The sequence below is a fragment of the Leucobacter sp. NPDC058333 genome (genome assembly GCF_042726155.1).
Classification (GTDB): domain Bacteria; phylum Actinomycetota; class Actinomycetes; order Actinomycetales; family Microbacteriaceae; genus Leucobacter.
Genome location: NZ_JBHXHV010000001.1, coordinates 1,179,280 through 1,197,360, shown reverse-complemented (window position 1 = coordinate 1,197,360; position 18,081 = coordinate 1,179,280). Strand labels below are relative to the sequence as shown.

Sequence of the window (18,081 nt, the reverse complement as noted above, 5' to 3'; positions counted from 1 at the left end):
TCGGTCGCGGCTACTCGCCGAACGCAGCATCGACGGCGTCGGCGAACGCAGCGAGCGAGGCGAACTCCAGGCCCGGTGTGACCTCGACGCCGGGGTCTGGGGTCGCACCCCAGCCCGGCCGGTCATGACGACGATTGATCCAGACTGAGTCAATTCCGGCCTGCTGCGCCGGCACGTGATCGTGAAAGAGCGACTGCGCGACGTGCAGCAGTCGCCGCTGCTCGACACCAAGCGGACGCAAGCTGTCGAGCAGCACCGTGAAGTTGCGCGAGTGCGGTTTGTATGAGCCGATGTCTTGCGCGGTGAGCACGCCGTCAAACTCCACACCCATGCGAGCAATGCTGCCCGCGATCCCTTCGCGGTGCACGTTCGACAGGATGATGAGCCGGTAGTGTCGCTGCAGCCGCACGAGCGCGTCGTGCGTGTCTGGGAAAGCCGGCCAGTCGGGCACGGAGCGCCCGAGCTCCTGCACGTCGCTGTCGCTCGCCTCGATGCCGAGTGTCAGCGCCGTTCGCCGAAAGGCGGCCTGCAGCACCTCTGCGTAGGCGAGCGTGGGAAATTCGCGCTCGACCGCCGCCTCATTATCGGCGTACGCGAGCAGCAGCGCCTCGTCTTCGAGCGTTTCGCCCCGCCGCGCCGACCACTCGGCGAGCACGGTCGCGATCCCCCGCTCCCAGTCGATGAGCGTCCCGTAGACGTCGAAACTCAGCGCGGTGTACTCAGACAGATCGTCCATGATCGTTCCCCTCGGCTTGCCGTGCGCGGGCGACGGTGCCCACCGGCAGCACTGTATCTCACGCGCTATCGCCCGATTCACTCGCCGCGAGCAGTTCGGCCTCGGTGCGCAGGGCCTCGCGCACCGCTGCGACAGCCGGGTGACCACGCGACGAGGCGCGAGCTGCGGTAAACACGGCGCGTTCCGGATCGCCTGCAAGGTCGAGCAGCCGCATGCCGCGCGCGGTGCCCGCGTGCAGCAGCCCCGGTAAGAGTGCCACGGCGTTGCCGGTCTCGATCAGGCGCACGTGCGCCTGGAGGTCAGCGGTCTCGTAGCGCACGTCGGGCTCGAACCCGGCGCTGCGGCACGCCTGCAGCGTCCAGTGCCGCGAGGCCGCACCTGCGGGTTCAAGTACCCACGGCAACTCGGCGGCATCGGCGAGCGTCGTCACGGCGTCGAAGGCCGCGTCGCCGATACCCCGCTCCGGCAGCCCCATGCGAATCCGATCGGCGATGAGCGGCTGTCGATCGAGACCCGGAAAATGCGGCGCGGCGTGCCCCGGGTACTGCTCGGCAACGACGAGGTCGAAGCCGCGGGTCCACGTTTCTTCGAGGCCGGCCTCTGGCTCGTGCTGCACCATCTCGACGCGCAGGCTCGGGTGGGATTCGCGCAGCCGCCCGAGCACCTGCGGCATGAGCGCCAGCAGCGCCGTCTGGAACACCGCGAGCCGCACGGTGCCGCCAACTTCGGCGTGAGCTCGGTGCAGTGCAGACTCCGCACGCTCAAGACCGGCGAGCAACTCTTGCGTTTCAGCCACGAGTGCGTGGGCCGCCGGGGTGAGTTCGAGCGTGCGCCCGACGCGGCGCAGCAGCGGCACGCCAGCCTCCCGTTCGAGGAGTGCGAGCTGCTGCGAAATGGCGGAGGGGCTGTATTTCAGCGCCTCCGCAACGGCCGCAACGGTGCCCCGAGCATCCAATTCCCAGAGCAGCCGCAGCCGCTTCATCTCCAGCATGTCACTGCGCCTCGATTCTGCATGTTTACTTCACACTATTCCACAGAAACACGCGCTGTACTTCATGCTTTGTGCGCGGGACACTGATCACTATTGAGCCCGCGATGCCCGTCGCGACGCTCCGTCCGACACCGCGCCCGCAGCACCGCGCCGCAGCACCGAGAGGCCTTCCATGACTCCCGCACAGAACATTCGCCCCCAAGATCTGGCCGACGAAACCATCGCGCTTGTTCGCCGGTGGCTCGCGGAGGCCGCGGCTGTTCCCGCTGACGCGTCGGCGGCTCGTCTCGCCGGTGTGCTGCGCGACCCGCGCGGACTCGACTTCACGGTCGGGTTCGTCGACGGAGTCGTGCGCCCTGAAGACCTCGCGGTTGCCGCAAAGCGCCTGAACGAACTCGTGCCGCTCACCCCCGCGTTCCTGCCCGCGCCGATGCGCGGTGCAATCGGCGTCGGCGGCGCCCTCGCCAAGCCGCTGCCGGGTGTCGTGGTTCCCATCGCTCGCCGCGTGCTGCGACAACTCGTGAGCCACCTCATCATCGACGCCAGCGATGCAAAGCTCGGCCCGGCAATCGCGAAGATCAAGCGCGAGGGCGTGCGACTCAACATGAATCTGCTCGGCGAGGCCATTCTCGGCCAGAGCGAGGCTGAACGCCGCCTCGCGGGCACGCACCGGCTGCTCGCCCGCGACGACATCGACTATGTCTCGATCAAGGTGTCGGCGACGGTTGCACCGCACAACCACTGGGCCTTCGACGAAGCAGTAAATCACATTGAACAGCAGCTGCTGCCGCTCTTCGAGCGCGCCGCTGCCGCGCGCCCACACAAGTTCATCAACCTCGACATGGAGGAGTACAAAGATCTCGATCTGACGCTCGCCGTGTTCATGCGGATGCTCGACCGGCCCGAGTTCCTGGATCTCGAAGCCGGCATCGTATTGCAGGCCTACCTGCCCGATGCGCTCGGTGCGATGATGCGGCTGCAGGAGTGGTCGGCGGCGCGCGTGGCGCGCGGCGGCGCGGCCATCAAGGTGCGCGTCGTGAAGGGCGCAAACCTGCCGATGGAACTCGTCGACGCTGCAATTCACGGTTGGCCGTCAGCAACGTGGTCGTCCAAGCAGGCCTCCGACACTGGCTACAAGGCGGTGCTCGACTACGCGCTGCACCCAGAGCGCGTGCGCAATGTGCGCATCGGCGTCGCGGGGCACAACCTCTTCGACGTCGCTCTCGCCTGGCTGCTCGCACAGGCACGCGGGGCCGAGAGCGGTGTCGAGTTCGAGATGCTGCTCGGCATGGCAACGGGCCAGGCCGAAGCGGTACGACGCGAGGTCGGGCAGTTACTGCTGTACGTGCCTGTCGTGCACCCCGAGGAGTTCGACGTCGCCATCGCCTACCTCATTCGTCGCCTCGAAGAAGGCGCGAGCACCGAGAACTTCATGTCGGCGGTCTTCGAGCTGCACGACCGCACAGAGCTGTTTGATCGGGAGCGCGAGCGCTTCCTCGTCTCCCTCGCCGATCTTGAGGGGATCACCGCGGACGGCGATCCGGCGCACTACAGGGTGCCGGGCCCGAACCGCGATCAGCGACGCGTCACTGCGAGCGAAGCGGTCGCCTCGGGCGACGCCGAGACGCGCGTCGAGCAGCGCGTTGCGGCGGGTGCCTCGGGCTTCGCGAACACTCCGGACACCGATCCCGATCTCCCCGGAAACCGCGTCTGGGGTCGCGCCATCGCCGACCGCATGGTGGGTTCCGAGCTGGGCGTCGCCGCCGTGACAGCGGCGCGCGTCACCGACGCCGCTGAGCTCGAAGGCATCATCGAGCGCGGCCGTTCGGCGTCCGCTGGCTGGCAGGCACTCGGGGCAGACGAACGCGCCCGCATCCTGCACCGCGCGGGTGAGGCGCTCGAGGCACACCGCGCCGACCTGCTCGAGGTAATGGGTGCCGAGTGCGGCAAGACGCTCGACCAGGGTGACCCCGAAGTCTCCGAGGCGATCGACTTCGCTCATTACTACGCGGCGCAGGGTCAGCAGCTCGGCGAGGTTGACGGCGCGCAGTTCCAGCCGCGGCAGCTCGTCGCCGTTATTCCGCCGTGGAACTTCCCGGTTGCGATCCCGGCTGGTGGCACCCTCGCGGCCCTTGCCTCCGGTGCGAGCGTCATCATGAAGCCCGCGACACAGGCGGCGCGCTCCGGCGCGGTGATGGTCGAGGCGCTGTGGGAAGCTGGCGTGCCGCGCGACGTGCTGCAGCTGGTGCAGTTCGCCGATCGCGAGCTCGGATCAAGCCTCGTCGCCGACCCCCGCGTCGACCGGCTGATCCTGACCGGCGCGTATGAGACGGCCGAGACGTTCCGCGGCCTCCGCCAGGATCTCCCGATTCTCGCTGAGACCAGCGGCAAGAACGCGATCATCGTGACGCCAAACGCGGATCTCGACCTCGCCGCGCGCGACGTGGCACAGTCGGCGTTCGGGCACGCTGGCCAGAAGTGCTCGGCGGCGTCTCTCGTCGTACTCGTCGGGTCTGTCGCGCGCTCGAAGCGATTCCGCGGCCAGCTACTCGACGCCGTGCGGTCGCTCGACGTCGGCACCCCCGACCGCCTCACGAGCCAAATGGGGCCGATGATCGCGGCGCCCACGGGTAAGTTGCTGCGCGGCCTCACCGAGCTTGAGCCGGGTCAATCGTGGGCGGTGCAGCCGCGACCAATCGCCGACGAGCACCCACTCGCCGTCGACCGCGACGGCGACGCGAAGCTGTGGTCGCCTGGGGTGCGCGACGGCGTGCAGCGCGGCAGCGAATACCACCTGACCGAGTACTTCGGCCCGATTCTCGGCATCATGACCGCGGAGACGCTCGACGAGGCCATCGACATCGTGAACGACATCGACTACGGGTTGACGAGCGGCCTGCACTCGCTCGACCGCGACGAGCTGGCACGCTGGCTCGACCGCATCGAGGCTGGCAACCTCTACGTCAACCGCGGCATCACCGGCGCCATCGTGCGACGCCAGCCGTTCGGTGGCTGGAAAAAGTCGGCGATCGGCGCTGGCACCAAGGCCGGCGGCCCGAGCTACCTGTTCGGACTCGGCGACTGGGCCGACGCCCCGAGCGCCGCTCCGCTTCGCGCAGCACTTCCGGCCGCAGTGCCACTCATCACCGCAGCCCAGCAGTCGGGCATCGATGGCGCGGAGCTTGAGTGGCTTCGCAGCGCCCTCGGCTCCGACGCCGACGCGTGGGAGTCAGAATTCGGGGCGCGCCGCGACGTTTCGGGCGTCGGGATCGAGCGCAACGTGCTGCGCTACCTCCCCACTCCGGTGGTGATTCGCGCCGCTGCCGATGCCACGCCAGTCGCCGTGCTGCGGGCGGTGGCCGCAGGGCTCGGCGCCGGGGCGAACCCGCAGCTCAGCACCCCGGTCGCGTTGCCCGCGCCGATCGTCGCGGCGCTCGAGGGTGCGAGCGTGCCGATTGCGTACGAGGACGAGGCCGCCTGGGGGGCGCGCATCGCATCACTCGCGGCACGGCAGGGTCCGCACGCTGGCGCGCGCATTAGGGTCGTCGCGGGGGCGTCGCGGCCCGACGTGGTGCGCGAGGTCGCGGCCGCGGCGAACGGCAAGCCCGATATCGCCTTGTACGGTGGACCCGTCGTGACCGCCGGTCGCGTCGAAATGCTGCCGCACGTGCGTGAACAGGCCGTGTCAATCACGGCCCACCGCTTCGGCACGCCCAACCGTTTGAGCGAAGGAATCATCTAGTGCCAGGCGCGATCGCAACGACCGACTATCACACCGCCGGCGAGCCGTTCCGCATCGTGCACGGTGACGCTCCGGTGCCGGCCGGCGCGACGGTGGCCGAGCGTCGCGTCTCCGCGATCGCCAATGACGACGGTGCCGACAGCGTACGTGCTCTGCTCTGCCAGGAGCCGCGAGGTCACGCCGACATGTACGGCGGATTCATTGTGCCGCCGAATCCCGTCGGTGACGGCGAAACGCCCGCACACTTCGGCGTGCTGTTCTGGCACAAAGACGGCTTCTCGACCGCGTGCGGGCACGGCACCATCGCGCTCGGCGTGTGGGCGACCGACACCGGGCTTGTCGAGAGCGACCCCGATGGCGTCACCGAGGTGCGCATCGATGTGCCCTCTGGCCACGTGTCGGCGTTCGTCGAGCGCGCCGAGGGCCGCCTCGTACGCGCGACGTTTCGTAACGTGCCCTCACACGTGATCGCGCGCGGCGTCGAGGTGTCGACCTCGCGCGGGATCGCGCGAGCCGATCTGAGCTTCAGCGGCGCGATCTACGCATCGGTGCGGGCGGCCGACGTGGGGCTGGCAGTGTCGCCCGAGCACTACCCCGAGCTGATCGCGATCGGGCGCGAAGTGAAGTGGGCGTTGAACGATGCGCCAGAGGCGCAGCACGATGCCGACCCCAGGCTGTCCGGGGTGTACGGGACGATTCTGTGGGAGGAATTGGGCGGGAGCGGGTCTGGCGTGAACGGGGCTGGTGTGAGCGGGGTCAGCACCGCAACGGGCCCACGTCAGCGGAACGTGACGGTTTTTGCCGACGGCGAGGTCGATCGCTCGCCGTGCGGTTCGGGTACCGGTGCGCGCGTTGCCCTCTTGGCAGACGACGGGACGCTCGGTGCCGACCAGATCTTCGAGCACCGATCCATCGTCGATACGGTGTTCGAGGCGCGCTGGGAGGCGACGAACCGCGAGGGCGTCGTCGTACCGCACGTCGCGGGCACGGCCTACCGCACGGGAGAGCACCGCTTCTACCTGGACTTCGACGACGCCCTCGGCGCGGGCTTCGTGCTGCGATAGCCGCCGCTCTTGCGGCGCCGAGCCCCTCTCGCGACGCCGAACCCCCGCGCCCCGCGCCGAACCTCCTCGCCCGCCCCGAGCCCCTCTCGCGGCACCGAGCCCCTCTAAACCCGCCGAGCCCCTCCCAAAACCACGCGTTTCAGAGAGGGACTCGGCAATGGGCGAGGGGCTCGACTCTGACAAAGGCGCACGGCACACAACACGAAGACGCCCCACCTCACCCACCTCCCTACCTCCGCCGCTCCACTCCCGAGCGGGGTAACTTTGAGGGGGTGTCGCGCCCGCAACACGCGTCACAAGTTGCCCCGCTCGCAAGCGGGCCGCTCGCGGGTCGCAAGCGGACGCGGGCGGACGCGGGCGGACGCGGGCGGACGCGGGCGGACGCGGGCGCGGGCGGACGCGGGCGGACGCGGGCGCGGGCGGACGCGGGCGGACGCGGGCGCGGGCGGGCACCACGCAGGCCGCAGGCCGGCGCAGCCAAGCCGCACGGCGCGGGTTGCGCTCAGCCACTTTCGCGTACGAGCCACTCATGGTAACTTGTGCAATGTCACACGTTATATAGACTTTCCGCGCGGAATGAGCCGCTCGGAGCACCGCGAAAGGACCACCATGACTGAGAAGAAGCCCTGGCACGGAGTTATTGTCGCCACCGCGCTCCCCTTCAACGACGACCTCTCCGTCGACTTCGACGCGTACGGCGAGCACGTCGCCTGGCTCGCCGAGAACGGCTGCGACGGCGTCGCCCCGAACGGCTCGCTTGGCGAGTATCAGAACCTCAGCGAGGCGGAGCGCGCGCAGGTCATCACGACCGCGGTCGACGCCTCCCCCGAAGGCTTCACCATCATGGCGGGCGTCGGCGCGTACGGCGCACTCCAGTCTGCACACTGGGCAGAGCAGGCCGCCGAAGCCGGCGCTCAGTGCGTCATGTTGCTCCCCCCGAACACGTACCGCGCCAACCACGAGCAGGTGAAGCACCACTACGCCACCGTCGGCAAGGTCGGCCTGCCCATCGTCGGCTACAACAACCCAATCGACACCAAGGTCGACCTCGTTCCTGAACTCATCGCCGAGATTCACGCCGCGGGCAACATGGTCGGTATCAAGGAGTTCTCGGGCGACCCGCGCCGCATCTACGAAATCAAAGAACTCGCTCCCGACATCGACATCTTGATCGGCACCGATGACACCGTACTCGAGGTCGGCCTCGCCGGCGCCGTTGGCTGGGTGTCCGGGTACCCGAACGCGATCCCGCAGTCGTGCATCGAGCTGTTCAACCTGTGCACCTCGGGCAACCTCGCCGATCTTGAGCGCGGCCAGGAAATCTACCGCGACCTCCACTCGCTGCTGCGCTGGGACTCGAAGACCCAGTTCGTTGAGGCCATTAAGCTGTCGATGGACGTGCTCGGGCGTAAGGGCGGCGTCAGCCGACCCCCGCGCCTCGCACTGCCCCAGGACGTTGCCGACCGCATCATCGCCGACACGCACGCCGCCGTCGCCAAGGGCTACGGCAAGTAACTCCGGCGTGTAGCCCCGGCAAGTAACTCCGGCAAGTAACACCACGCAAGCAGTATCGGGCACCGCCGCCCCGCTCATTGAAAGGCCGCACATGCGCACCAGCCACGTGTACCACGCCGTCGATTCGCACACCGAGGGCATGCCGACCCGCGTCATCACCGGCGGGGTCGGCGTGTTTCCTGGCGAAACCATGGCCGAACGTCGCACGTGGTTCATGGCGAATCGCGACGATCTGCGTCAGCTGCTCATGTTCGAGCCGCGCGGTCACGCATCAATGAGCGGGGCGATCCTGCAGCCCCCGACGCGCACGGACGCCGACTGGGGCGTGCTCTACATCGAAGTGTCGGGTTGCCTGCCGATGTGCGGGCACGGCACGATCGGCGTCGCCACTGTGCTGGTCGAGACCGGCATGGTCGAGGTCGTCGAGCCGGTCACGACGATCAGGCTCGACACTCCCGCTGGGCTCGTCATCGCCGAAGTCGCCGTTTCCGATGGCCATGCCGAGCATGTCACGATCACCAATGTGCCGTCGTTCTCAGAGCGACTCGGCGCGAGCGTCGACGTGCCCGGCCTGGGCTCAGTGACCTACGATCTCGCGTTCGGCGGCAATTTCTACGCGATCGTCGAACTTGAGCGACTCGGCGTCGAGTGGCGTGAGGATCGCAGCAACCAGAACGAGCTGCTCGCCGCAGGCCTCTCCATCATGACCGCCATCAATGCCGCCGATGAACCAGTGCACCCCGAGCGCGACGACATTCGTGGCGTGCACCACGTGTACCTGCAGGCCCCCGGGTCGACGTCCAGGCACTCTCGTCACGCCATGGCGATTGCCCCCGGCTGGTTCGACCGCTCCCCCTGCGGCACCGGCACCAGTGCGCGCATGGCCCAGCTCCACGCCCGCGGCGAGCTGCCGCTCGACACCGATTTCATCAACGACTCCTACATCGGGTCACGCTTCCACGGCACGCTCATTGCCGAGACGGAAGTGGCGGGCCGCCGAGCGGTGATTCCGACGATTCGCGGCCGTGCCTGGCTGACCGGCACCGCGCAGTATTTTCTCGACCCGAGTGATCCATTCCCGAGGGGGTTCCTGCTGTGACCGAAGCTTCAGGCGCACTGCCGTATTTCACGGCCGACGACGTCGCCCGCTTACTTCCGTTCGACCGCGCGATGGCGGCCGTTGAACAGGCTCTCGTCACCGATGTGAACCCCGAACACGACGGCCCTCGGCTGTTCAGCGACTTCCCGGGCGGCGAGTTCCTGCTCATGCCCGCGCAGGGCGGCCGGTACAGCGGGCTCAAGGCGCTTACCGTCGCCCCCGAGAATCCAGCCCGTGGGCTCGAGAAGATTCAGGGCCTGTACATCGTCTATTCATCCGACACGGCCGCGCCGCTCGCGATCCTCGAGGGGGCCTCGCTCACCGCGATTCGCACCCCCGCGATTGCCCTCGCGGCTGTGCGGGCACTCGCGAGGATCGCGCCAGCCGGCGCCGCACTTCCCGAGCGACCGCGCATCCTGGTCTTCGGGGCCGGCGTGCAGGCTTCCGCCCACGTGCGCGCCGCGGCTGTCGCGTTTCCGGGAGCACGCTTCGACGTGATCGGGCGGCGCCCAGAGCGCGTGACCGCGATGCTCGACGAACTCGCCCGCACGGCGGAGACGTCGGGCACCGAATTCGGGGCCAGCACCGGACTCCATGCCAGCACCGGACTGAGTACCAACACTGAAATTCGCGATCGCACCGGCGACGCCGCGGCCGCTGTGCCAGAGGCCGACATCATTCTCTGCACGACCTCTGCGAGTTCACCGCTCTTCGACGGTGCGCTCGTCGCCGACCACGCGATTGTTGCGGCGAACGGCACGCACGGGCGCGACAAGCGCGAACTCGACGATGCGCTGATTACGCGCGCTGACCTCGTCGTCGAGGGCCGGGCCTCCGCTCAGCGCGAGAACGGCAATCTCGCCACGGCGCTGAGCGACGCGGACTGGAGCGGATCCGGCGCCCCTGCCAACCTGCAAGATCTCGTCGCGGGTCGAGTCACCCGCACTTCCGGGCGCCCGGCCGTGTTTACCGGCGTGGGTATGGCGTGGGAGGATCTCGTCTGCGCGGCGGCCGTGCTCGACGCCGCCGCGACCGCGGGGCACCGGGCGTGACTCAGCGCACCTCCGATGTGCTCATCATCGGAGCGGGCATCATCGGGTGCGCCACGGCGTACTTCGCCGCGCGCGCCGGTCTCAGCGTGACGGTGCTTGAGCGCGACCTGCCGGTGAGCGGATCAACGTCGCGGTGCGAGGGCAACATCCTGGTCAGCGACAAGGAGCTCGGCCCAGAACTCGAACTCACGAACTACTCGCTCGACATCTGGCGGGGCGAACTCGCGGAGTTTGGGCACCTGTGGGAATTCGAATCGAAGGGCGGCATCATCGTCGCATCGCGGGAATCGAGCCTCGCCTCGCTCGAACGATTCTCGTCACGTCAGCGCGAATACGGTATTCAGTCTGAGCGTCTCGACCCCGACGCGCTTCGCGAGCTCGAGCCGCTCGTCACCGACCGCGCACAGGGCGCGGCCTTCTATCCCGATGACTGCCAGGTGCAGCCGATTCTCGCCGCGTCGACATTTCTGCGACTCGCTCGGGATCTCGGCGCCAAGCTCGTCACGCACGCCCCGGTCACCACACTATTGCGCGGCACCGAAGGCGGCAGCGGCACCGCAGGCACCGGCAGCAGCACCAGCGACCGCATTATCGGCGCCCGCACCCCGCAGGGCGACTTCCACGCGGCCCACGTCGTGAACACCGCGGGTGCCTGGGCGGGCGCCATCGGCGATCTCGCCGACGTCTCCGTACCCGTGTTGCCGCGCCGCGGATTCGTGCTGGTCACCGAACCGCTCCCGCCGCGAGTGCACCACAAGGTCTACGCTGCCGAGTACGTCGACAACGTGGGCAGCGCCGACGCCGGTCTCCAGGCCTCGCCGGTCGTCGAGGGGACGCCGTCTGGCACGATCCTGATCGGCTCGAGCCGCGAGCGTGTCGGTTTCGACACCACCGTCAGCACCGATGCCCTGCGAGCCATTGCGCAGAACGCGATCGAGCTGTTCCCGTTTCTCGCGCGCACGCGCATGCTGCGGCACTATCACGGCTTCCGTCCGTACTGCCCAGACCATCTGCCGGTGATCGGGCACGATCCGCGCGCGCCGGGGCTGTGGCACGCCGCGGGCCACGAGGGTGCAGGCATCGGCCTCGCGGCTGGCACGGGCAAACTACTCGCGCAGGCGCTGGCGGGCGAGACCCCGGAACTGTCGCTGCACCCGTTCCGCCCGGAGCGATTCGACGAGGAGGTCACCGCATGACGGCTCACGAAACTGCACGCAGCGCCGGATCGGTGGGCGCGGGCGCCAGCGCTGCGCGGGCCGCAGCGCCCGGCCCGATCGAGGCGACGTTCGACGGCGCCCCCGTCTCTGCGCCCGCTGGCGCGAGCGTCGCGGCGGCGCTCATCGGCGACGGCCGAAACGCGTGGCGCACGACGCGCGACGGCGAGCGCCGCGGCCTGTTCTGCGGCATCGGCGTGTGTTTCGATTGCCTCGTCGAAATTGACGGCGAATCGGGGCAGCGCGCCTGCATGATTCCACTGCAGCCGGGCATGGACGTGCGCTCGGCCGCGGGGCCGTCGCGCCAGACCGCCGAGGACGAATCGTGAGAGAGACGGGCAACAGCGCGGTCACCACTGACGTAGCGATCGTTGGCGCCGGTCCCGCCGGGCTCGCGGCGGCGGCATCGGCCGCGGAGGCTGGCGCTTCGGTGCTCGTGATCGACAGCGCCGAGCAGCCGGGTGGCCAGTACTGGCGTCACCGCAGCGAAACATCGGGCCCCGATGACGGCGCCCTGCACCACGGCTGGCACGAGTACCTCGCGCTGCGCCAACGCTTTGACGCGGGTATTGCGTCTGGCACGATCCGGCACCTCCCCGCCACGAGCGTCTGGATGGTGCATCGTCGAGCACCGCAGGCCCTTCCCAATGCCACTGTCGCCGCAGGCTCTGGGTCCGGATCCGCCACCAGCGTCAGCACAGGCTTCACGCTTCGGCTCGCGCCCGCCTATGGCCCCGGCACAAGCCCCGTACCGACGGTGCACGCGCGCACGCTTGTGCTCGCGACGGGCGGCTACGATCGCCAGATTCCTGTGCCCGGCTGGCAGCTCCCAGGCGTGATGGCGGCCGGCGGCATTCAGGCGTTTGCGAAGCAGAACGGCTCGCTTCCCGGATCGCGCTTCATCATCGCCGGAACCGGACCGTTTTTGCTGCCTGTCGCGTCGAACATCGTGCACTCCGGAGGTTCGGTTGCCGCCGTGCTCGAATCGTCATCGCTCGCCGGGTGGCTACCCCGCGCACATCGCGCGCTCGGAGTCCCGGCGAAGGGAGTCGAGGGCGCGGAGTACGTAGCGACGTTCCTGCGCAACCGCATTCCCTACCGCCCGCGCACCATCATCACCGAGATTCTCGGCGACGGCGGCGTCGAGGCGGTGCGCATCGCGCGCGTCGCGCGTGACGGTTCGCTTCGGCCCGGCAGCCAGCGCATCATCGAGGGCATCGACGCGGTCGGACTGGGCTGGGGCTTCACGCCGCAGCTCGAACTGCCAGTGCAATTGGGGGTCGAGACGAGGGTAGACGTTGACGGCTCACTGACCGCTGTGGTCGACGAGGATCAGCGATCCAGCGTCCCGGGTCTCCTTCTCGCTGGTGAACTGACCGGCGTTGGCGGCGCCGCGCTCGCGGTACTGGAGGGCGGCGTCGCGGGGCGGGTTGCGGCGAGTGAGGCGGCCGGGGTGTCTGGCGCTTCTATCTCGCCGGCATCCCCGGCCGAGCGACGGGCGATGGCCCGTCAGCGCGCGTTCGCGGAAGCCATGCACCTCGCCCACCCCGTGCCAGCAGGCTGGGAGCATCGCCTGCACGACGACACCGTTGTCTGTCGCTGCGAGGAGGTGCGCTACGGCGCGCTAGCGCACGCGCGCGAACAACTCGCTGGCGAGGATTCCCGCACGCAAAAAGGTGTCACCCGCGCGGGAATGGGCTGGTGTCAGGGCCGGGTGTGCGGCTACGCGGTGAGCTGTATCGCCTCCGGGGAGACCAGGGAGGACACAAAGTCGTCGCTCGACCAGTCAACGAAACGCCCGATCGCCCAACCCATCCCCCTAGCAGCCCTCCTAGACCTCGCCCCCGATCCCACCCCTGCCCCTGCCCCTGCCCCTGCTCCTGCCCCTGCCCCTCGCGGGACGTCGAGAGCACGCAAATGGTCTTAATCGCCGCCAATAACGACCATTTGTGTGCGCTCGACGGGCGTCGACGGGGCACTCAGGGGGCGTAGAGGCGGCGGGCTAGGTCTATTAGGTGGTCGAGCCCGGCGGGCGGGTCGCCCTGCCGCCATCCGATCAACACTGACACGCCGACGGCATCTGCGATGCGCAGGAAGCGCACGCCGTCTCGCTGATGGTGGTGCGACGTCGCATCTGCGGTGATGCCGACCGCGCGGCCCGCAGCGATCAGATCGAGCCACTCATCCACGTTGCGGGTGGGTGCCAGCGCGGGCGTCCCGTGGCCGTCGAACAGCCCAGCGTCAGTGGTGCCGTAGCGCTCATCGATCGCAACAACTCGGGAAGCGATCTCGTCAAGCTTGAGGGCGCGACGCCTCCCCCATTCCTCGTCATCTGCGGCGATCGCGACTCGTCGCTCTTCGCGGCCGATCACCGTCGTCGTGAATCGACGTACGTCGAGTGAGCGCCGCGAAATGACCGCGTCGCACTCCCCGCTCGCGAGCCCCTCGTCGAGTTCTGCGAGCCGCAGCAGTTCGAGATCGATCTCGGGGAAGGCGCGGGCCCACTCCCGCTGCAGCCTCGCCGTGTGCACTCCGAGCGCCGCCCACGCGTAGCCAAGCCGCAGCACCGGTCGGCGCGACCGCGCGAACTCGGTGAATCGGTCGGCCTCAGCAATCATGCGACGCGCAGCCGGGAGGAGCTGCTGGCCCGCCACCGTCGGCACGCACCCCGTCGGAATGCGGCGCAGCAGCTGCACGCCGAGCCCGCGCTCAAGATTCGCAATCGTGCGCGATACGGCGGCCTGCGAAATAAACAGTCGAGCAGCGGCGTCCGTGAACGAACCCGCATCGGCAGCAATGACAAAGACGCGAACCTCCCGCAGCGACCACTCCATAACCACATCGTATGGCATCGCGCTTTTCTGCACGAGCATTGGTGCCGACGAGCAGATACGGTGAGCACGTGACCACAGACTCGCAGATATCGGCAGCCGCAGAAGCCGCGGGTGATCCGGCGCCCGTTGAGCATCGACGGAGCCGAGCAGCGGGCGCAGCCCTCGTGCTGACGGGCGCCGTCTCGAACCAGTTCGGTGCTGCACTCGGCGCTCTCGCGTTCCCGGCGATCGGTCCGACAGGCGTGGTCGCCATTCGCCAGCTCGTCACTGCAGCGCTGCTCATTCCCGTTGCCCGGCCGCGCATCACGCGGTACCGCCGAGCCGAGTGGCTGCCCGTGATCGGGCTCGCCATCGTGTTCTCGGTGATGAATCTGGCGCTGTACAGCTCAATCGAACGCGTGGGCCTCGGCCTCGCGGTCACACTCGAATTTCTCGGCCCACTCACCGTTGCGCTCCTCGGATCGCGCCGAGCCCCCGACGTCGTCTGCGCACTGGGCGCCGGTGCTGGCGTCGTGCTCCTGACGCATCCAGGGCCCACGACCGACGTGCTCGGCATCGCGTTCGGGCTCGTCGCAGCCTGCGCGTGGGCCATGTACATCCTGCTCAACCGAAGGCTCGGGCGCGTGCTCCCCGGCATCGAGGGTGCCGCGGCTGCCAGCGGTCTCGCGAGCCTGCTGTGGCTCCCTATCGCCATCGCATGGTTCGCCGCTCACCCGCTCACGCCGCGCGTGCTCGTGCTCGCCGTCGCGTGCGGGGTACTCGCATCGGCGCTCCCCTACGCGGTCGACCTGCTCGCGCTGCGGCGCGTTCCAGCCCCGCTCTACGGTGTGCTCACGAGCCTGAGCCCCGTGTGTGCCGCACTGGTCGGATGGTTGCTGCTGGGACAGCAACTGACACTGCACGAGTGGGGCGGTGTCGCTCTTATTGTGCTGAGCAGCGCGGCCGCGTCAGCACGCGGCATACGCGGCGGGCACGCAGAGAGCGGCGGGCGCTGAGTCCGGCTGAACCAACCGAACTCAGCTGAACAAACCAGACTCAACACCCACCGCGCCCACCGAACTCAAACTGTCACACCGTGAGCACCGCCTCGACTACGCCCCCAGGTACGCCTCAATCACGCGTGGATCAGCGGCCAGTTCGGCGGCCGAGCCCTGCATCGTGACGCGCCCTGATTCGAGCACGTACGCGCGGTGCGCGATCTTGAGCGCGGCGCGCGCATTTTGCTCGACCAGCAGCACGGTGGTGCCCTGCGCATTCACCTGCTGCACGATCTCCATCACCTGCTTCGCGATCAGCGGGGCGAGCCCCATCGAGGGCTCATCGAGCAGCAGCAGCTTCGGGCCGCCGACGAGCGCTCGCCCGAGTGCCAGCATCTGCTGCTCACCCCCGGAGAGCGTGCCACCCTGCTGCGTGCGCCGCTCGGCGAGTCGAGGCATCAGCTCGTACGCTTCGTCGGCGCGGCGCGCAATGAGTTTCTGATCCTTCACGAGATACCCGCCGAGCAACAGATTCTCGTGCACCGTCATCGTCGAGAAAATGCGCCGGCCCTCGGGAATGTGCAGTAGCCCCGCTCCGACCGCGTCCCACGGCTGCATCCGCGAGAGGTCGCGATCACCCCACGTCGCCGTGCCGCTTTTCGCGCGCACGAGCCCCGAGATGAGCGACAGCGTCGAGGTCTTGCCAGCGCCGTTGTTACCGAGCAGCGAGACGATCTCTCCCTCGTGCACGGTCAGACTCATCTCGCGCAGCGCATGCACGCGGTTGTAGTAGAGGTCGATGTTGTTGAGTACCAGGTCGCTCATGCTTCTTCCTCACCCAGATATGCGGCGATGACGGCGGGGTCCTGCTTGATCTCCTGCGGAGTCCCGTCGGCGATTTCCTTGCCGTAGTTCAGCACGACGATGCGTTCGGAAACCTGCATCACGAGCCCCATATCGTGCTCGATGAGCACGATGCCGACACCCAGATCACGAATCTTGCGGATCAGGCTCATGAGCTCGATCTTCTCGCTGTGATTCAGGCCAGCCCCCGGCTCGTCGAGCAGCAACAGCTTCGGTTGCGTCGCGAGCGCTCGCGCTATCTCGACTCGCCGTTGCTCACCGTAGGGCAGCTGCGTCACGAGCAGCTCATCGTCGGCGCGGAAACCCACAAAGTCGAGCCAGCCCCGAGCATCCTCGGCGCACTGCGCTTCGCTGCGCTTGAAGCGCGGCGTGTGCAGCATCGCGTCGAACACGTTCTGTTGCAGATTCGCGTGCATCGCGGTTTTCACGTTGTCGAGCACGCTCATTTCCCCGAAGAGCCGCACGTTCTGGAACGTGCGCGCCATGCCCCGACGTGTGATGTCCGACGGCTTGCGTCGAATGATCGACTGTCCGTCGAAGACCACGCTGCCGCGCCCCGGCCGGTAAAAGCCCGAGATGCAGTTGAACGCGCTCGTCTTGCCCGCGCCGTTTGGTCCGATAACCGAGATGATCTCGCCCTCGTTCACCGAAAACGAGAGTCCATCGACGGCCTTGATACCGCCGAACGAAACTGCGAGATCGCGAACCTCGAGTAGCGCTCGCGGCGCGGCGGTGGCGCCTGCCGGTTGCCCGGCAGCCAGTGTCGTGTCGGTCATCGCTTCCCCTCCTCTTCATTCGGTGTCGTCGCGGTGCTGTCGGAGGCGGTACCACCGGCAGGCGCATCACCCACTGCGGCCTCTCCGAACGCCCGATCACTCACGGCCGTATCGTCCACCGTGCCGATCACTCCAACGACTTCCGTCGCTGGCACCTCTGGAATCTGCCGCTTTTTCAGGAACGGCAGCACGGCGTTCGCCGGCCAGATACCGCGCGGACGGAAGATCATGGCAACGACGAGCAGCACGCCGAAGAGTAGAAAGCGCCACTCGCTAAATTCGCGCAAGAACTCGGGGGCAAGGGAGACGAACAGCGCGCCAATAATGACACCGGGCGTGGATCCCATTCCACCGAGCACCACCGCCATGAGCACGAGTGCCGAGTAGAGAAACTCGAAGCTGTTCGGCGCGATGGCCGTCAGGTGTCCAGCCATCAGCGTGCCTGCGAACCCACCCCACACAGCACCGATGATGTACGCGAGCAATTTCGTCGCGTAGCCGTTGATGCCCATCGCTTCGCTGACGTCCTCGTCGTCACGCACCGACTTCCACGCTCGGCCAAGTTTGCCGCGGCCGAGGCGAGAGACAGCGACAACGGCGACGCCGATGCCGATGAAGAGCACGAAATAGTAGAATAGAATCTTCGCATTGAAGTGGATCCCGAATACGTCGAGACCATCCGCGAACGACCAGCCGAAGAACGACCAGGTCGGAATGCCGTGGATGCCGCTCGGACCGCCCGTGATCTTCAAGTTGTTCGCGGTGATACGAATGATCTCGCCGAACCCAAGGGTCACGATCGCGAGATAGTCGCTGCGCAGGCGAAGTGTCGGGCCACCGATAATGACACCGGCGACGATGCACGCGATCACCACGAAGGGCAGGGTCTCGAGCATTGAGAGCCCGAACTGAGTGGTCAGGATCCCGCTCGTATATGCCCCCACCGCCATGAACGCGATGTATCCGAGATCGAGCAGGCCAGCGTAACCGACCACGACGTTCAGACCCATCGCAAGCACGATGTAGATGAATGCCGACGTCAAGATGGAGATGATGTACGGCGTTGCTGTCACGAACGGCAGCACCGCCGCGACGATGAAGAGCACGAGGCCGAGCAGCTTCATGAATCGATCGGGGGCGAGCAGCCCGCGAATGGCCGGCGGCCGTTCGATGGTTGGTTTCGGCGCCTGCAGGCGCGGAGTGGTCGACTTGGCCAT

15 protein-coding genes are annotated in these 18,081 nt (G+C 67.9%); 9 read left to right on the top strand and 6 right to left on the bottom strand.

Annotation, left to right across the window (positions count from 1 at the left end; translation table 11 throughout):
- Nucleotides 1-10: 10 nt before the first annotated feature.
- Nucleotides 11-736: a haloacid dehalogenase type II gene (locus tag ACFWHR_RS05640; RefSeq protein WP_382447285.1), complete on the bottom strand. Its 726-nt coding sequence runs from the start codon at nucleotides 734-736 to the stop codon at nucleotides 11-13.
- Nucleotides 737-794: 58 nt separating this feature from the next.
- A complete protein-coding gene (locus ACFWHR_RS05635; protein WP_382447284.1) occupies nucleotides 795-1,727 on the bottom strand; it encodes a LysR family transcriptional regulator in 933 nt (310 codons plus the stop codon).
- A 172-nt stretch (nucleotides 1,728-1,899) separates the two neighbouring features.
- Here ACFWHR_RS05635 and ACFWHR_RS05630 point away from each other — a divergent pair, with 172 nt between their 5' ends.
- The 8 genes from ACFWHR_RS05630 (at nucleotide 1,900) to ACFWHR_RS05595 (ending at nucleotide 13,340) form a co-directional block, all read left to right on the top strand.
- A complete protein-coding gene (locus ACFWHR_RS05630; protein ID WP_382447283.1) occupies nucleotides 1,900-5,469 on the top strand; it encodes a proline dehydrogenase family protein in 3,570 nt (1,189 codons plus the stop codon).
- Nucleotides 5,469-6,533 carry a proline racemase family protein gene (locus ACFWHR_RS05625; RefSeq protein ID WP_382447282.1) on the top strand — a complete coding sequence of 355 codons (1,065 nt, stop codon included), beginning with the start codon at nucleotides 5,469-5,471 and terminating at the stop codon, nucleotides 6,531-6,533. Before ACFWHR_RS05630 ends, ACFWHR_RS05625 begins: the two co-directional genes overlap by 1 nt.
- Nucleotides 6,534-7,142: 609 nt before the next feature.
- Nucleotides 7,143-8,048, top strand: coding sequence for a dihydrodipicolinate synthase family protein (locus tag ACFWHR_RS05620; RefSeq protein WP_382447281.1), 906 nt, complete (start codon nucleotides 7,143-7,145; stop codon nucleotides 8,046-8,048).
- Between the two features lie 91 nt (nucleotides 8,049-8,139).
- A complete protein-coding gene (locus ACFWHR_RS05615) occupies nucleotides 8,140-9,147 on the top strand; it encodes a proline racemase family protein (protein WP_382447280.1) in 1,008 nt (335 codons plus the stop codon).
- A complete protein-coding gene (locus ACFWHR_RS05610) occupies nucleotides 9,144-10,199 on the top strand; it encodes an ornithine cyclodeaminase family protein (RefSeq protein ID WP_382447279.1) in 1,056 nt (351 codons plus the stop codon). Before ACFWHR_RS05615 ends, ACFWHR_RS05610 begins: the two co-directional genes overlap by 4 nt.
- Nucleotides 10,196-11,395 (top strand): NAD(P)/FAD-dependent oxidoreductase, encoded by a 1,200-nt coding sequence (locus ACFWHR_RS05605; RefSeq protein WP_382447278.1) that lies wholly within the window; start codon nucleotides 10,196-10,198, stop codon nucleotides 11,393-11,395. The genes ACFWHR_RS05610 and ACFWHR_RS05605 overlap by 4 nt, the downstream gene beginning before the upstream one ends.
- Nucleotides 11,392-11,742: a (2Fe-2S)-binding protein gene (locus ACFWHR_RS05600; protein ID WP_382447277.1), complete on the top strand. Its 351-nt coding sequence runs from the start codon at nucleotides 11,392-11,394 to the stop codon at nucleotides 11,740-11,742. Before ACFWHR_RS05605 ends, ACFWHR_RS05600 begins: the two co-directional genes overlap by 4 nt.
- Entirely contained in the window at nucleotides 11,739-13,340 is a 1,602-nt protein-coding gene (locus ACFWHR_RS05595) for an FAD-dependent oxidoreductase (RefSeq protein ID WP_382447276.1), read from the top strand. Before ACFWHR_RS05600 ends, ACFWHR_RS05595 begins: the two co-directional genes overlap by 4 nt.
- A gap of 52 nt (nucleotides 13,341-13,392) precedes the next feature.
- Here the strand turns inward: ACFWHR_RS05595 and ACFWHR_RS05590 are convergent, their stop codons facing one another.
- Complete coding sequence (locus ACFWHR_RS05590) at nucleotides 13,393-14,247, bottom strand: LysR family transcriptional regulator (RefSeq protein WP_382447275.1); 855 nt, start codon at nucleotides 14,245-14,247, stop codon at nucleotides 13,393-13,395.
- Between the two features lie 68 nt (nucleotides 14,248-14,315).
- Between ACFWHR_RS05590 and ACFWHR_RS05585 the strand changes: the two genes are divergently transcribed.
- Nucleotides 14,316-15,242 (top strand): DMT family transporter, encoded by a 927-nt coding sequence (locus ACFWHR_RS05585; protein ID WP_382447274.1) that lies wholly within the window; start codon nucleotides 14,316-14,318, stop codon nucleotides 15,240-15,242.
- 96 nt (nucleotides 15,243-15,338) lie between these two features.
- Here the strand turns inward: ACFWHR_RS05585 and ACFWHR_RS05580 are convergent, their stop codons facing one another.
- From ACFWHR_RS05580 to ACFWHR_RS05570, 3 genes are read right to left on the bottom strand one after another with little or no spacing between them, the layout of a single operon-like run.
- Nucleotides 15,339-16,049: an ABC transporter ATP-binding protein gene (locus ACFWHR_RS05580; protein WP_382447273.1), complete on the bottom strand. Its 711-nt coding sequence runs from the start codon at nucleotides 16,047-16,049 to the stop codon at nucleotides 15,339-15,341.
- Complete coding sequence (locus ACFWHR_RS05575; protein ID WP_382447272.1) at nucleotides 16,046-16,864, bottom strand: ABC transporter ATP-binding protein; 819 nt, start codon at nucleotides 16,862-16,864, stop codon at nucleotides 16,046-16,048. The genes ACFWHR_RS05580 and ACFWHR_RS05575 overlap by 4 nt, the downstream gene beginning before the upstream one ends.
- Nucleotides 16,861-18,081 (bottom strand): branched-chain amino acid ABC transporter permease, encoded by a 1,221-nt coding sequence (locus ACFWHR_RS05570; protein ID WP_382447271.1) that lies wholly within the window; start codon nucleotides 18,079-18,081, stop codon nucleotides 16,861-16,863. Before ACFWHR_RS05570 ends, ACFWHR_RS05575 begins: the two co-directional genes overlap by 4 nt.

What these genes read in the sequence shown, in the direction of transcription:
- ACFWHR_RS05640 (WP_382447285.1), bottom strand. Translation starts at nt 736, where the DNA reads ATGGACGATCTGTCTGAGTACACCGCGCTGAGTTTCGACGTCTACGGG.
- ACFWHR_RS05635 (WP_382447284.1), bottom strand. Translation starts at nt 1,727, where the DNA reads ATGCTGGAGATGAAGCGGCTGCGGCTGCTCTGGGAATTGGATGCTCGG.
- ACFWHR_RS05630 (WP_382447283.1), top strand. Translation starts at nt 1,900, where the DNA reads ATGACTCCCGCACAGAACATTCGCCCCCAAGATCTGGCCGACGAAACC.
- ACFWHR_RS05620 (WP_382447281.1), top strand. Translation starts at nt 7,143, where the DNA reads ATGACTGAGAAGAAGCCCTGGCACGGAGTTATTGTCGCCACCGCGCTC.
- ACFWHR_RS05615 (WP_382447280.1), top strand. Translation starts at nt 8,140, where the DNA reads ATGCGCACCAGCCACGTGTACCACGCCGTCGATTCGCACACCGAGGGC.
- ACFWHR_RS05600 (WP_382447277.1), top strand. Translation starts at nt 11,392, where the DNA reads ATGACGGCTCACGAAACTGCACGCAGCGCCGGATCGGTGGGCGCGGGC.
- ACFWHR_RS05590 (WP_382447275.1), bottom strand. Translation starts at nt 14,247, where the DNA reads ATGGAGTGGTCGCTGCGGGAGGTTCGCGTCTTTGTCATTGCTGCCGAT.
- ACFWHR_RS05580 (WP_382447273.1), bottom strand. Translation starts at nt 16,049, where the DNA reads ATGAGCGACCTGGTACTCAACAACATCGACCTCTACTACAACCGCGTG.
- ACFWHR_RS05575 (WP_382447272.1), bottom strand. Translation starts at nt 16,864, where the DNA reads ATGACCGACACGACACTGGCTGCCGGGCAACCGGCAGGCGCCACCGCC.
- ACFWHR_RS05570 (WP_382447271.1), bottom strand. Translation starts at nt 18,081, where the DNA reads ATGGCCAAGTCGACCACTCCGCGCCTGCAGGCGCCGAAACCAACCATC.